This is a genomic window from uncultured Clostridium sp. (genome assembly GCF_963527835.1).
Taxonomy (GTDB): domain Bacteria; phylum Bacillota; class Clostridia; order Clostridiales; family Clostridiaceae; genus Clostridium.
In genome coordinates this window covers 1-15,707 of sequence record NZ_CAURTC010000009.1, presented here as the reverse complement: position 1 = coordinate 15,707, position 15,707 = coordinate 1, and the positions used below count along the sequence as shown (strand labels likewise).

General features: G+C 28.0%; 15 protein-coding genes. 14 read left to right on the top strand and 1 reads right to left on the bottom strand.

What is annotated here, in order from left to right; all coding sequences use genetic code 11:
• Positions 1–168 precede the first annotated feature (168 nt).
• From RYM86_RS06840 to RYM86_RS06825, 4 genes are all read left to right on the top strand, one after another.
• A complete protein-coding gene (locus tag RYM86_RS06840; protein WP_315078968.1) occupies positions 169–1,020 on the top strand; it encodes a DegV family protein in 852 nt (283 codons plus the stop codon).
• 431 nt (positions 1,021–1,451) lie between these two features.
• Entirely contained in the window at positions 1,452–2,597 is a 1,146-nt protein-coding gene (locus tag RYM86_RS06835) for a cysteine desulfurase family protein (RefSeq protein WP_315078965.1), read from the top strand.
• Positions 2,597–3,754, top strand: coding sequence for a tRNA uracil 4-sulfurtransferase ThiI (gene thiI / locus RYM86_RS06830; protein ID WP_315078962.1), 1,158 nt, complete (start codon positions 2,597–2,599; stop codon positions 3,752–3,754). The genes RYM86_RS06835 and thiI overlap by 1 nt, the downstream gene beginning before the upstream one ends.
• A 245-nt stretch (positions 3,755–3,999) precedes the next feature.
• Positions 4,000–4,506 carry a GNAT family N-acetyltransferase gene (locus RYM86_RS06825; protein ID WP_315078960.1) on the top strand — a complete coding sequence of 169 codons (507 nt, stop codon included), beginning with the start codon at positions 4,000–4,002 and terminating at the stop codon, positions 4,504–4,506.
• Positions 4,507–4,758: 252 nt separating this feature from the next.
• Here RYM86_RS06825 and RYM86_RS06820 read toward each other — a convergent pair whose 3' ends face one another.
• The gene (locus tag RYM86_RS06820) at positions 4,759–5,529 is read right to left on the bottom strand and encodes a histidinol phosphate phosphatase (RefSeq protein ID WP_315078959.1); all 771 of its coding nucleotides are present in this window, start codon (positions 5,527–5,529) and stop codon (positions 4,759–4,761) included.
• Positions 5,530–5,853: 324 nt separating this feature from the next.
• Here RYM86_RS06820 and RYM86_RS06815 point away from each other — a divergent pair, with 324 nt between their 5' ends.
• The 10 genes from RYM86_RS06815 (at position 5,854) to RYM86_RS06770 (ending at position 15,480) form a co-directional block, all read left to right on the top strand.
• Positions 5,854–6,060: a hypothetical protein gene (locus RYM86_RS06815; RefSeq protein ID WP_315078958.1), complete on the top strand. Its 207-nt coding sequence runs from the start codon at positions 5,854–5,856 to the stop codon at positions 6,058–6,060.
• Between the two features lie 98 nt (positions 6,061–6,158).
• Complete coding sequence (locus tag RYM86_RS06810; RefSeq protein ID WP_315078956.1) at positions 6,159–6,956, top strand: hypothetical protein; 798 nt, start codon at positions 6,159–6,161, stop codon at positions 6,954–6,956.
• Positions 6,957–7,048: 92 nt separating this feature from the next.
• On the top strand, positions 7,049–8,332 hold the full coding sequence (gene tig / locus RYM86_RS06805) for a trigger factor (protein WP_315078955.1): 1,284 nt from the start codon (positions 7,049–7,051) through the stop codon (positions 8,330–8,332).
• Between the two features lie 152 nt (positions 8,333–8,484).
• Complete coding sequence (clpP, locus tag RYM86_RS06800) at positions 8,485–9,084, top strand: ATP-dependent Clp endopeptidase proteolytic subunit ClpP (RefSeq protein WP_315078953.1); 600 nt, start codon at positions 8,485–8,487, stop codon at positions 9,082–9,084.
• A 39-nt stretch (positions 9,085–9,123) separates the two neighbouring features.
• Complete coding sequence (gene clpX / locus RYM86_RS06795) at positions 9,124–10,413, top strand: ATP-dependent Clp protease ATP-binding subunit ClpX (protein WP_315078952.1); 1,290 nt, start codon at positions 9,124–9,126, stop codon at positions 10,411–10,413.
• Between the two features lie 333 nt (positions 10,414–10,746).
• Positions 10,747–13,080, top strand: a complete 2,334-nt coding sequence (lon, locus tag RYM86_RS06790; RefSeq protein WP_315078951.1) for an endopeptidase La — start codon at positions 10,747–10,749, stop codon at positions 13,078–13,080.
• A complete protein-coding gene (gene yihA / locus RYM86_RS06785) occupies positions 13,070–13,666 on the top strand; it encodes a ribosome biogenesis GTP-binding protein YihA/YsxC (RefSeq protein WP_315078949.1) in 597 nt (198 codons plus the stop codon). The genes lon and yihA overlap by 11 nt, the downstream gene beginning before the upstream one ends.
• A gap of 183 nt (positions 13,667–13,849) precedes the next feature.
• Positions 13,850–14,419 carry a hypothetical protein gene (locus RYM86_RS06780; protein ID WP_315078948.1) on the top strand — a complete coding sequence of 190 codons (570 nt, stop codon included), beginning with the start codon at positions 13,850–13,852 and terminating at the stop codon, positions 14,417–14,419.
• A 32-nt stretch (positions 14,420–14,451) separates the two neighbouring features.
• Entirely contained in the window at positions 14,452–14,748 is a 297-nt protein-coding gene (locus RYM86_RS06775) for a hypothetical protein (RefSeq protein WP_315078946.1), read from the top strand.
• A gap of 114 nt (positions 14,749–14,862) precedes the next feature.
• On the top strand, positions 14,863–15,480 hold the full coding sequence (locus tag RYM86_RS06770; RefSeq protein ID WP_315078944.1) for a hypothetical protein: 618 nt from the start codon (positions 14,863–14,865) through the stop codon (positions 15,478–15,480).
• Positions 15,481–15,707 lie beyond the last annotated feature (227 nt).

The window sequence follows — 15,707 nt, the reverse complement described above, 5'->3', positions numbered from 1 at the left end:
GCAATATAGAAGTATTATATGTTGCTATATCTTCTTTTTAGTGTGTATAAAATTAAGATATTTTTTATATATTAGAAAATAAAAATTAGTAATCAAGAATATAAGGAAATAACTGATAAATATGATATAATTGTAGGTATAGAAATTACATATATTAGGGGGATAACTATGGCAGTAAAGGTAGTAACAGACAGTACCAGTTATATTCCACAAGGGCTGCTTGAAGAATACGATATTTCAATTGCTTCATTGAACGTTATTTTAAATGGAAAAAGTTATAAAGAAGTTGATTTAAATAATAAAGATTTTTATGAAGAGATGGAAAAAAGCAATGAAATCCCGACTTCATCACAACCAAGTATTGATGAACTTTTTAAAATATTTAAAGAAAAAGTAGTTAATGGACATGATGTTGTAGGAATATTTTTATCATCAAAAATGAGTGGAACATATTCAAGCTCTCATTTGGTTCGAGAAATGATTTTAGAAGAATATCCACATGCAAATATAGAGCTAATAGATTCAACAACTAATTGTATGCAAATGGGGTATCAAGTATTAGAATCAGCAAAATGTGCTAAGCTTGGAAATGATATAAATGAAGTTGTTAAAGCAGCAATACAAGTAAAAGAAAACAGTAGATTTTTATTTGTGCCAGATACACTAAAATATTTAAAAAAAGGTGGAAGAATAGGTGGAGCTTCTTCTTTGTTTGGAACAATACTTCAAATAAGACCTATTTTGACAGTTGAGAATGGAGAAACTACAGTATTTGATAAAGTAAGAACAAAGAAAAAGGCAGTTGATAGAATAGTAAATGAAGTTATAAATAATGTTAAAGAAAAAGGTTTAGGAGAAGTCATAGTTCAACATATTAATTGTGAAGATGAAGGATTAGAACTTGCTAAAAGATTAGAAGAAAAATTAGATATACCAGTTACTATTCAATATATAGGTCCAATAATTGGATTGCATGTAGGTCCAGGAACTGTAGGGATTGTATACTATACTAAATGTTAAATTCTTATATATAATAAAGACAAGCTTGATTAAAATCTTTAAATTTAAATTGTTAATAATTTAAATTTAGAGATTTTTTTTATTATTAAAAAAAAGTTTTAAGGTTAAAAAGTCTGACTAAATATAAAATTAGAAACTTTAAATTAAAATGTGGTAAAGTGCTTTTATAAAACTAATAAATTAACAAGATTAGTACAAAATATAAAAAAAGATGAGGTTTATTTTGAGACAGTTTTAGTATTTTAGTGTAAAATAACAATGGGTATAGAACAATAATTATTCATTAAGAGACAGTTTTGATCTAAGAATTCTATGTATATTATTTATTGAATAAAATTTCTCGTGAACAAGAGTTGTTTTGAATATTCTTAAAATACAATTAAAGATCTAAGGATTAATAAGTTACATATTTAATGAAAGGACGAAAAATAATGGAAGTTTATTTTGATAATAGTGCAACTACTAAGCCTTTAAATGAAGCTATAGAAGAAGTCACTTATGGAATGAAAGAGTATTATGGTAATCCCTCTTCTCTTCATAGATTAGGGTTAAAAAGTGAAAGAAAGCTTAAAGAATGCAGAGAAATTTTAGCAAAGACAATAAACGCAAATGAAAGTGAAATATATTTTAACTCTGGTGCAAGCGAAGGAAATAATCAAGTAATTAAAGGTATATTAAAAAAAGGCACTCATTTTATAACAACACCATTTGAGCATAGTTCAATTGCAAATACAATAAAGAATTTAGAAAACAATGGAATTAAGATAACATATTTAAAAATAGATAATAATGGGAAAATAGATTTAAATCATCTTAAAAACTCTATAACTAAAGAAACTGCACTTGTATCAATAATGCATGTTAATAATGAAGTTGGGGTAATACAAGATTTAAAACAAATAGGAAAAATAATAAAAGAAAATAGTAGTAGAGCTAAATTTCATGTTGACGCGGTTCAAAGTTATGGAAAACTTAATCTGGATGTAAAAGAAATGAATATAGATTTTTTAACTTCTAGTAGTCATAAATTTCATGGCCCAAAAGGATGTGGATTTATATATATTAAGAAGTCAAATGTATTAAATCCATTAATTGAGGGTGGTGAACAAGAATTTGGAGTTAGAGCGGGAACTCAAAATATAGCAGGAATTATGGGAATGGCAGTAGCTGCTAAAATAGAAAATGATAAATTAGATGACAATTATAATAAGGTCTATAAAATAAAACAAAGATTTATTGAAAAATTAGAATTGTTTAAAGACATTAAAATTAACAGTTTATTGAATGATGATTTCTCACCGTACATATTAAACATATCATTTAAAGGAGTTAGAGGAGAGGTTTTATTGCATTTTTTAGAAGAAGAAAATATATATGTGTCTACAGGATCGGCATGTTCTTCTAAAGGTAGGATAAATAGTGGGAGTTATGTTTTAAAAGCTCTTAATTTAACTAAAGATGAAATTTTAGGTGGTGTTAGATTTTCATTTTCTTTTGATAATACTAAGGAAGAAGTAGATTATGTTATAGAGGTTTTAGAAAAAGGTCTTAAATTTTTAAGGAGGATGAAGATATAATGGAAAAATTAATTTTAGTTAAATATGCACCAGAAATATTTTTAAAGGGATTAAACAGAAATAAATTTGAAAGGAGATTAAGAGATAATATAGGAAAAAAACTAGAAGGAATAAAAATAGAATTTATACAGGATAGTGGTAGATATTTTATAAAAACTGATAAAATTGATGAGAGTATTAAAAAATTAAGCAATGTTTTTGGTGTATCTGAGGTTGCAGTAGTAGATGTAGTAGAGCTTGACATGAACAGTATAAAAAAAGCAGGTCTTGAAAAACTTATTGAAGCTGAAGGAAAAACCTTTAAAGTAAACACTAATAGGGCTAATAAAAATTTTGGCGAAAATTCCACAGATATATCAAGGGATATAGGAGCTTATATATTAAATAATTGTGATAAAGAAATAAGTGTGAATGTAAAAACTCCAGATATTTTAATAAATGTTGAAATAAGAAATAAAAATGCATATGTATGGTCTAATAAAGACATTACAAAAGGCGTAGCAGGGTTACCATACGGTATGAATGGAAGTACAATGCTTATGTTATCTGGAGGGATAGATTCACCAGTAGCTGGATATCTTATGGCTAAAAGAGGTGTAGAATTAAATTGTGTTTACTATCATAGTCATCCATATACATCAGAAAGAGCTAAAGATAAGGTTAAAGATTTAGCAAAAATCTTAGCTTCATATACTGAAAAGATAAATTTATATGTTGTTCCATTTACTGAAATACAAATGGAAATTTTAGAGAAGTGTAGAGAAGATGAACTTACTATAATAATGAGAAGATTTATGATGAGAGTTGCTTGTAAAATAGCAGAGGAAAAAGGAATTCAATCAGTAACATCTGGAGAAAGTATAGGTCAAGTTGCAAGTCAAACAATGGAAGGTCTTATAGTAAGTAATGATTGTGCAGATAGACCTGTTTTTAGACCATTAATAGCTATGGATAAAACAGATATAATGGATATAGCAAGAAAAATCGAAACATATGAAACATCAATATTGCCTTATGAAGATTGTTGCACTATTTTTGTGCCTAAACATCCAAAAACAAAACCAAGAGTTGATTCAATAAGGGAAGAAGAAAAGAAACTAAATATAGATGAACTTGTAAGAAAAGCTATTGATGAAATGGAGACTATTGTTTATTAATATTAGGATATGTATTTACAATAGGTTGATATAGAATAAGTAACATGAGTGGAGTAATTAAACTTAGGAATGATAAAAATGAGTATAGTCTCATTATAGTGACACTTTTCATATTAAGTATATCAACACATATTAAAAATATATTGAATATTTAAATATGTGTTGATAAAAACATCTAAAGGATATCTTTTAGATGTTTATTTTGGGTATAATAAAATAAATATGAATTTATTAGGGGGCAAAATATGGGATATATAGAAACAAAAATAAAAGGGCTTAAATTTAAGAAAACCACAGAAGAAGATATATCTGCTATATTAGAATTTATTAAAAAAATAGCGGTATATGAAAAAATGTTAGATCAAGTTGTAGCTAATGAAAAAACCTTGAGAGAATCAATTTTTGAAAATAACAGAGCATATGCTCTACTTGTAGAATTTAATGATAAGGTTATAGGATATATAATATATTTCTTTAACTTTTCAACATTTATAGGTAAAGCAGGATTATATTTAGAAGATATTTATATAGATCCTGAATATAGAGGAAATGGAATAGGGAAAGAAGCATTTGCTACTTTGGTACATATAGCTAAAGAAGAAAAGTGTGAAAGAATGGAATGGGTTTGCTTAGATTGGAATGAACCATCTCTTAACTTTTATAAAAACATAGGAGCTAAACAAATGAATGAATGGATTATTCATAGATTAGATAAAGAAGCAATACAAAAAATTGATGAATATGGACTTTAGAAATAGGAAATGTGACAATACTTATTAAGAGTTCTAAGAGTCCAATGCCATTCTTTATCTAGCTTATATATCAATACATACTTAAAACAGAGTATGAAGATAAATTAATATTGCATTATGAGGCTCGTGGACAGAGGAATTTACTTAAAGCATAGTTTAAACAAAAGAACTATTTTGATTTATTTCCAAAATAGTTCTTTTGTTTTGAAAGTGAGAATACTAAATAAGATTAAATAGAAATGAAAGTTATATTTAAAAATATTCGGGTTTTCTATTTTTGAAATAAATTGGCTTTAGGCCAATCTCTTCTGCTATTAAAAGTGCATTTTTGAAATTAGTAGATATATCATTAACATTATGAGCATCTGAACCTAAAGTTATATATTTACCACCAAGTTCCTTATATCTATTGTAAATATCTATCATATTATTAAATGTTTCGTTATTATCAAGTCTTCGAGTATTAATCTCTATTACTTTTCCTTTAGAAACTAATGTTTTAAATATTTCATCAAGTATTTCGTTGTGATCGCATAAAGTAATTTCGTTATTTTTAAATTTAGTATACCTGCAAGGGTAATCAAAATGTGCTAATGAATCAAAACAATCATATTTATTGATTAGGTTTAGCATGAATTTAAGATAGTTATGAAAGAATTCTTTTTTAGTAAGATCATCTCTTTTGCAATAGTCAACGTAAATATCTTCATCATAAACAGCATGTACTGATCCTAGTATAAAATCATAATTAAAATTTTTTGCTTTTTCGTTTATTATGTTAAATGAAGGAAGAGTTAAACCTAATTCTATGCCTAAAAGTAAATTATTATTTTTATATTTTGAATAATTATTAAAGTAATTAGGAATATCTAATTTGAATAGATCTTTATCAGGATAATCTTGATCTAAATGTTCGGTTAGTATAAGTCCTATATTTAATTCATTTGCTTTTGATATAGCATCAGATATTGTCATGTCACTGTCAGATGAAAACATTGTATGAATATGGCTATCAAATATCAATTTAATCACTCCAATTTTTATATATTAATATAGAAATATATGATATATATATATTATAATAAGTTTATTCTAAAAAAGTCTGCATAATTAAAATGCAGACTAAATATTATGTCTATTTAAAAAAATAACTAAATAGACAATATGGGAATTTTAGAGAAGGTTTTATATTACAATATAATTAATAAAGTAATATTATGTAATTAAGTATAAAATAATTATACATTATTTAGGGATAATAAAACAATATTTTTCATAAAATTCATTTTTATAACAAATTATAAAAAGATATAAGTAAACAAAAAATATAGTGGGAGAATTAAAATTATGATAGAAATAAAAAAAGAAGAGTTATTAAAAGTTACTCCAGATTATGAGGAGTATTCAGAAAATGTATGTAATTTATCAATGGAAGAACTTAAAGAATTAGGTCTTTTAAAATGTGGTGGGTGTTGCACTAAAAATAATAAATCTGCTGATTGTAATAAATGTACTGGATGTAAAAGTAAGAAGTGTAGTAAGCATAAATTATAAAGAAAATATTAAATATAAATTAAGATATAGATTTAAAAGAAATAATAATATATAATTAATTTGTTTGGTTGTAATATGTGTATTTTGGAGGGAAAGTTTTGGCTAAACCAAGTATTTTTAGTAGAGAATATGAAAAACGCATGAAAAGAAGAAAAAGAAATTTTTTAATAATATTTATAATAATTAGTGTAGTTGTTGCTATATCAATGGTTAAAGTGTTAGGTAATGTTACAGATTATTCAAATGTAAAACAAAAGATGCAGGCATGGATAGATAGTGATTCAACTGAAAACAAGGAAGAAGTTTTACCGCAACAAGAGCTTGACCAAACAGAAAAAGAACCAGAACTTCCTAAATCAGAAGAAGAATCTTTTGAAATAACTTTGAAGAATGGGCAAAAAGTTAAAGCTACATATGTTAAAGAAAATGAAGATATGAAGTTTATTAATATAGAGTCTAGTGATGAAGGATTGGTATATGATATTAGTCAGTCTGGAAAAAAATTATTAATATTGGAAAATAATCAAACAATTACTTTGTATAATGTAGATGGAACTTCTCAGGTTGTATCAAAAGAAGAGTATAAATCATCAAAAGGTGATGTATTCACAAGAGAATCAACAATTATGAGCAATCTCCAATATTTATGGAATTACAATCCTAAGTTTGTTAATGATGATAATATAATTTTTGTTACTAATAGACCTTATTTTGGAACAGCAGCAACAAAACAATATTTATGGATAACAAATATAAGTAATAATAGTGATATAATAAAATGGGATTTAGTTGCAGCAAAAATAGAAATTCTTGAACGTGAAGAAAAAGGAATAAAAATTACTGTAGATGGTAATATTTATTACATAGATGTAAATTGCAATATTACTAAACAGTAATATTTATATAAATAATTTGATAAGAAACAAGGATATATGGTATAATAACCTAGTTAAATTAGATGTATACTATTTTAGGAGGAATTAATAAGATGGAAGCTAAAGTTGAAAAGATAGAAACAAATGTGGTTAAATTAGAAATAAAAGTTGAAGCAGAAAAATTTGATGCCGCATTAACTAAAGCATATAATAAAAACAAAGGTAGATACAATGTGCCAGGATTCAGAAAAGGAAAAGTTCCAATGGCAATACTAAAGAAAATGTATGGCATTGAAATTTTTTATGATGATGCTGTTAATATAGCTATAGATGAAAGTTATAATGAAGCATTAAAGTCTGAAGATATCAGACCAGTTGATTATCCAAAGGTTGATATTGTTGAAATAGGAGAAGGTAAGGAACTTGTTTATACAGCAACAGTTACTACATATCCTGAAGTAGAAATAGGAGAATATAAAGGTTTAGACATTAAAAAACCTTCATATGAAGTATCTGAAGAAGAAGTTGAAAAACAAGTAAAAGAAATGCAATCTAAAAATGCAAGAATTGAAACTAAAGAAGAAGGAACAATAGCTGATGGAAACATAGCTATAATCGACTTCAAAGGATTTGTAGATGGTGAAGCATTTGAAGGTGGAGAAGGTACTGACTATCCATTGGAAATAGGATCAGGTACTTTCATTGATAACTTTGAAGAACAATTAGTAGGTTTAGCTATAGGAGATAAAAAGGAAGTTAATGTTACTTTCCCAGAAAACTATGGTAAAGAAGAATTAAATGCTAAGCCAGCAATGTTTGAAGTAACAGTAAAAGGAATCAAAGTTAAAGAATTACCAGAATTAGATGATGAATTTGCTAAGGAAGTGTCTGAATTTGATACATTAGCAGAATTAAAAGAAAATATAAAGAAAAGATTAGAAGAATCTAATAACGAAAGAGCTGAAAGAGAATTTGAAGAAGCTGTTATAACTTCAATAATTGAAACTTCAAAAATAGATCTTCCAGAAGTAATGTTAACTAAAGAAATAGATTCTATGATGAAAGATCTTGAATCAAGATTACAACATCAAGGATTAAGTTTAGATCAATACATGGAATTCACTGGGAATACAATTGAAAAAATGAGAGAATTCATGAAAGAAAATGCTGAAAGAAAAGTTAAAGCTGACATAATTCTTGAAGCAGTAGCTAAAGCAGAAGATGTAAAAGCAACTGATGAACAATTAAATGAGAGAGCATTAGAATTAGGTAGAATGTATGGACCTAAGGATCCTAAGAAGATGGCTAACATTTTATTAAAAGCTCAAAAAGGTATGATTGAAAAAGATATAATTATAGAAAATACTCTTAAATTAATAAAAGAATCTTGTAAATAATAGATATTATACAATTTCATAGTTTGAAAAATAATTGCCAGAAGTATTTCTGGCAATTATTTCAAATTTATGATTAACATTTTGGGTATTTTTTTATATAATTTATATAAGAATCAATTTCAAATGTTGTTATATGAAAAGGAGGGAATTATATGAGTTTAGTTCCAATGGTTGTAGAACAAACAAGTAGAGGAGAACGTTCTTACGATATATTTTCTAGATTATTAAAAGAAAGAATAATTATGTTAAGTGGTGAAGTAAATGACGATTCTTCTAATTTAATAGTTTCACAATTATTATTTTTAGAAAGTGAAGATCCAGACAAGGATATATCTATATATATAAATAGTCCTGGAGGTTCAATAACTGCTGGTATGGCTATATACGATACTATGCAATATATAAAGCCTGATGTTTCTACTATATGTGTAGGTATGGCTGCTTCTATGGGAGCATTTTTATTATCAAGTGGTGCTAAAGGCAAAAGATATGCTTTACCAAATGCAGAAATAATGATTCATCAACCACTTGGTGGATTCCAAGGTCAAGCAACAGATATTCAAATACATGCTAATAGAATATTAAAGATTAAAGAATCTTTAAATAAGATTTTAAGTGAGAATACAAATCAACCTTTAGAAGTAATTGAAGCAGATGTTGAAAGAGACAATTTTATGACTGCAGATGAAGCTAAGTCATATGGATTAGTAGATAAAGTAATAACTAAGAATGGAACTGGAAAAGATAAATAAGATTGCAATTTAAATTATTGTACTAAGTGAGGTGAATATATGGCTAAATATGATGAAAAGAAACAGTTAAAATGTTCATTTTGTGGTAAAACTCAAGACCAAGTAAAAAGATTAATAGCAGGTCCAGGAGTATATATTTGTGATGAATGTATAGATTTATGTTCAGAAATAATAGCAGATGAATTTGAAGAAACTGTGGAATTCGATACAAAAAGTGTACCTAAACCTAATGAAATAAAACAATATTTAGATTCTTACGTAATTGGTCAAGAAAGAGCTAAAAAATCATTATCAGTAGCTGTTTACAATCATTATAAAAGAATTAATACTAATAAGCAGGATACAGATGTAGAATTATCAAAGAGTAACATTCTATTGTTAGGACCAACAGGTTCTGGTAAAACGTTACTTGCCCAAACGCTTGCTAAAGTTTTAAATGTGCCATTTGCAATAGCAGATGCTACCACATTAACAGAAGCTGGATATGTTGGAGAAGATGTTGAAAATATTCTTCTTAAATTAATACAAAATGCTGATTATGATGTTGAAAGGGCAGAAAGAGGAATTATCTATATAGATGAAATAGATAAAATTGCAAGAAAATCTGAAAATCCTTCAATAACTAGAGATGTATCTGGTGAAGGTGTTCAACAAGCATTATTAAAGATACTAGAAGGAACAGTTGCTTCAGTACCACCTCAAGGTGGCAGAAAGCATCCACATCAAGAATTTATTCAAATAAATACATCTAATATATTATTTATTTGTGGTGGTGCCTTTGATGGTGTTGATAAAATAATAGAAAATAGAACTAGAAAAAGTTCTATGGGATTTGGTGCCGAAATTCAAGGTAAACATGAAAAGGATATTGGTAAGCTTCTAAAAGAAATAATGCCAGGAGATCTACTTAAGTTTGGATTAATACCTGAATTTGTTGGAAGACTTCCGATATTAGTAACTTTAGAATCATTAGATAAAGATGCTTTAATAAACATCTTAACTAAACCAAAAAATGCTCTTGTAAAACAATACAAGAAGCTGTTTGAATTAGATGATGTTGAACTTGAGTTTAACAATGAAGCACTAACATCTATTGCAGAAGAAGCTATAGAGAGAAAGACTGGTGCAAGAGGTTTAAGAGCCATCATAGAAGAAATGATGACAGAAATAATGTATGAAATACCTTCAGATGAACAAATAACGAAAGTTACGATAACTGAAGAATGCATTAAAGATAAAGAAAATCCTCAAGTAGAAAGATTGCCGGAAGGTAAAACAAGAGGAACTTTAGCATCAAATAGAGTTAAAAAAGATATTGAATCAGCTTAATCTTAATACTGATATCTAAATAGATATCAGTATTTTTGTTCTTATATAGATATTTAAAAATGAAGTGATATTAATGTAATTAAAAATGTATACATATTTAATTAAGGATGAAAATGAATTTATCTTATAAGTATATTGAAGAATTCAATTCTAAAAATGAAATATTCACAGCAAAAGCTAGAAAAACTTTTGATAATAATTTATAATAATAATATTTAAGATTAGTTGTAGTGAGTTTATAATTTAGACTAATCCTAAATTATGTATATTTATTGAAATATACACTTAATATGTGTATACTAAATGAAGTAATTAAGATGGAGGGGCGTTTGAATGACACAAAATTTATATACACTTCCGCTGATACCTTTAAGAGGGTTAACTATTTTTCCTAATATAGTAGCACATTTTGATGTTGGAAGAAAAAGATCAGTAGCAGCAGTTGAAGAAGCTATGTTAAATAATGAAGAAATTTTTCTTGTTACTCAAAAAGATCCTGAAATAGAGGATCCAGAGAGAGAAGATATATATGATATAGGAACATTTTGCAAAATAAAACAAATTCTTAAAATGTCCGACAATACAATCAGAGTGCTTGTTGAAGGCGTAAAAAGAGGAAAAGTAGTTGAATATGTAGCGGATGATAATGAATATATTGAAGGTTCTATAGAATTTATAGAGCAAGAAATAGAAGTAAATGAAGAACTAGAAGCTTATATAAAACTTTTAGATGAAGAGTTTATGAATTTATTGAAACTATCAGATGATAACTATGTAGATATTATAAGATCCACAGAACCTTTGGATGATCCTAGTGGGTTTGTGGACATAATAGCATCTTACTCTGTTACAGAAGATGATGTAAAGCAAGAAGTATTAGAAACAATGGATATTAAGAAAAGAATAGAACTAGTATTAACTAGAGTGAAAATTGAAACAGATATATTAAAAATTCAAAACAAGCTTTCAAAAAAAGTTAAAAAACATATTGATGAAGAACAAAAGCAATTTTATCTTAGAGAGCAATTAAAAGCAATTCAAGAAGAATTGGGAATGGATGATGAAGAAAAGAAAGAAATAAATAAGTATGAAACTTTACTTAATAAAACAAAGCTTCCAAAACAAGTTAAAGAAAAGGCTCAGTATGAATTAAGTAGACTAAAAAGTACTTCTTCATCTTCTTCAGAAGGCAATTTAATAAAGTCATATTTAGATTGGATATTTAATATACCTTGGAATAAGCAAACTAAGGAAAATATAGACATAATGAAAGCTAGAGAAGTATTAGACAATGAACATTATGGATTAGAAGATGTTAAAGACAGAATTGTAGAATATCTAGCAGTAAAACAAATAAGCAAAAATTCTAAAGGACCTATTTTATGTTTAGTTGGTCCTCCTGGTGTAGGAAAAACTTCAATAGCTAAGTCAATAGCACATTCTACTAATAGAAAATATTCAAGAATATCTCTTGGTGGAATGAAAGATGAAGCTGAAATTAGAGGACATAGAAAAACCTATGTTGGAGCTATACCAGGAAGAGTAGCTTATGCATTAAAGGAAGCTAAAACTATGAATCCTTTAATATTATTTGATGAAATTGATAAAATCAGTTCAAGTTATAAGGGAGAACCATCTGATGCGCTTTTAGAGGTATTAGATAGTGAACAAAATAAGACTTTTAGAGATAATTATTTAGAACTTGATATGGATTTATCAAAAGTAATGTTTATAGCTACAGCTAATTCTTTAGAGACTATACCAAGAGCTTTATTAGATAGAATGGAAATAATAGAGGTGTCTGGATACACTTATGAAGAGAAATTTAATATAGCTAAAAATCACTTAATACCAAAAGTATTTGAGGAGATAGGTATTAAATTTGATAAGGTAGAGTTTGAAGAAGAAGCAATCAATGAGATAATAGAAGGATATACTAGAGAATCAGGTGTTCGTGGACTTACAAGAAATTTAAATTCTATTATAAGAAAAGCTTTAGCAGAAATGTTGAGTGAAGATCTATCAAATATTACAATTGATAAAAGTAAGGTAGAAAAACTTTTAGGTAAAAGAAAGTATGAATTTGATAAGATAGATAAAGAAGATAAAATAGGTGTAGTTACAGGGATGGCATGGACGGCATATGGTGGAGACACATTACCAGTAGAAGTAATGGCTATGAAGGGAAGCGGAAAGCTAGAACTTACAGGAAAATTAGGTGATGTAATGAAAGAGTCTGCAAAAGCTGCTTATAGTTATGTTAGAGCTAATGCAGACAAATTCCAAATAGAAGAAAATTTTTATAAAAATAAAGATATTCATATACATGCACCAGAAGGCGCAGTACCTAAAGATGGTCCATCTGCTGGAGTAACAATGGTTACAGCTCTAGTGTCAGCTTTATCAGGTAAGAAAGTTAAACATAATATTGCTATGACAGGGGAAGTAACTTTAACTGGTAGAGTACTTCCGATAGGCGGACTAAAGGAAAAATCATTAGCAGCATTTAGAGCTGGTATAGATACTATAATAATTCCAAAAGAAAATGAGAAAGATATAGAAAAGATACCGAATTCAATAAAAAATAAATTGAATATCATTCCTGTAAGTCAAGTGAATGAGGTATTAAAAAATGCGCTAATTGGAGAGGATACTAATGAGAATTAAACAATCAGAATTTATTATTTCAGCTGTAAAACCACATCAATACCCAATTGACAATAGAAATGAAGTCGCTTTTGTTGGAAGATCTAATGTTGGAAAAAGTTCTCTGATAAATTCTTTAACTAATAGAAAAAAATTAGCTAAAGTAAGTGGAACACCAGGTAAAACAAGGTTGATAAATTTCTTTTTAATAAATAATGACTTTTATTTAGTTGATTTACCTGGATATGGATATGCAAAAGTATCAAAAAGTGAGAAAGATACTTGGGGAAAAACTATAGAGACGTATTTATCTAATAGAGAAGAATTAAAAAGAATAGTATGTCTTGTAGATTCAAGACATAAACCAACTAGTGATGATATAATGATGTATGAATGGGCTAAGCATTTTGGATATGATGTAGTTATAGTTGCAACTAAAAGCGATAAACTTAAAAATGCAGAATTTAAAAAAAGTGAGAAACTAATAAGAGATACATTAAATTTAACAAAAGATGATAAATTTTATTTTTATTCGTCTTTAAATAAAAAAGGAACAGAAGAGCTAATTGACAAGCTTTTTTTAGAGTTTGCTACAGATATTGATTAAATAGACTCTAATAACGTATTTATATTGGAAATTAGCACTTAATTTTAATAAATAAAAGAGTTAAAGCTCCATCAAAATTAATTTTTTGATGGAGTTTTATTTTATTTTAAAAATAGTGTCAAATTAAATAGGAGCGAATAGTATATAGTATCAAGAATAAAAAATTTCCAAGGAGGAATAAATATGGAGATGAATGATATCCTAAATGGCTTAAATTCATGCGATGATAATTGTCGTGATTCTAGAACAGACAATAGTTGTCGTGGAAGTAACATTGGAGGAAATACTGGATCCAGCTCAAGCTGTGGAGACAGTGGATTTGACAGTGGCTGTGGATTTGACGGCGGATGTGGATTTGGTAACGGTGGATTTGGCGGCGGCTGTGGATTTGGTAACGGTGGATTTGGCGGCGGTTGTGGATTTAGTAGCTGGATTTGGATTTTATTAATATTATTCTATTGTGGTTGTGGTCGTGGTCGTGGTCGCGGATGCGGAAATAATTGCGCAACAAATAATTGTTGTTGCTGTGAATGCCCAGAGGATGAGTGCTGCTGCACACCTTGCTGCACACCTTGTTGCTGCGGAAACAATGCTGATGGATATGGTGGAAATGGTGGATTATTAGGAAACTGTAGTGCATATCTATTCTTATTAGTAATTCTATTCCTTTGTAGAGGCTGCGGAGGCTGCGGAGGATTTGGACAAGGATTTGGACAAGGTTTTGGTAATTTTGCTAACAATTGTTGCTGTTAGAAATTCTGAATTTTTAGGAAGGAGAGATAAATATGTCTAAAAAGAAGAATAAACGTGGAAAGAAAATGAGGGATTGTTGTTGTAAACCTTGCTGTACACCTTGTTGCGGAAACAATGTTGATGGATATGGCGGATCTGGAGGATTATTAGATGGAGGATTCTTAGGTGGAGGATGCGGTCTTGCACCAATTATATTCCTATTAATAGCATGTGGATCAGGATTACTAAATTGTAATTCATCATTCTTAATTATCTTACTATTTATATTATTTGGTGGATGTTTCTTAAATGCAGGAAATAGAACTTCAGGAAATGTTTGCTGCTGCTAGATAGTGGATGGAGGGCTTAAATTTAAGCCCTCCAAAAAAATGCATAAAAGTATAAACATATTGACTATATCATACATATATTAAATTAGGAGAATTATAATTGGAGGAGTTTTGATGGCTAAACATAAACGCAAGGAAAAACAGCCAGTTGATAATAATGTGGGAAGCAATAATTTTAGAAATAACAATACCAATCCGTTTGGAATAGATCCAACTCAATTAATGGGGATGTTAGGAGGAAATTTTGATATAAATAGCCTTTTAGCATCTATGAATATAGATGGCTTAAATTTAGCTAACTTAGCACCATTAGCAAATATGGCAGGAATAAATTTGGGCAATTTCGGAAACACAAACCAAAGAAATATGAACATGAACAATATGAATAATATGAATATGAATAACATGAATCCGATGAATGGAAATAATAACATAAATACTATGAATGATATTACAAATGATTTTACTAATACATCAAATGATTTTACTAATACATCAAACGATTTTATGAATGATTTTATGAATACATCAAATGATATAAACTTGAAAGAAAAAAATATAAATGAGAAGAAAAGTAAAAAATCAAATTCACATCGTAAAAAAGAAATTGAAGAAGAGGATAGCAATTTAGAGATGCTAATATCTTTAAGGGGATTTGTTCATCCAGAAAAAGTTGATTTTATAGATAAGATAATAGATTTATATAAAAATGGCGCGTTTAAAGATATTTAAAATATTATGTATAACAAATGGAATTGTTGTTAATAATAATACTGTAACGGAGAATATATTCTCCAAAAGCTTAACAAAAAATTTTTTTTTGTTAAGCACCCCCCCATCCCCCTTTTAGGCCGCATTAGCGGCCTTTTTATTATGTGCCCAGCATGGGCACGTACTAATCGGCGAAAGTCCGTAATGGGGGCTGATAGTGCCAACCATGTAGCTAATGGCAAGGGTGT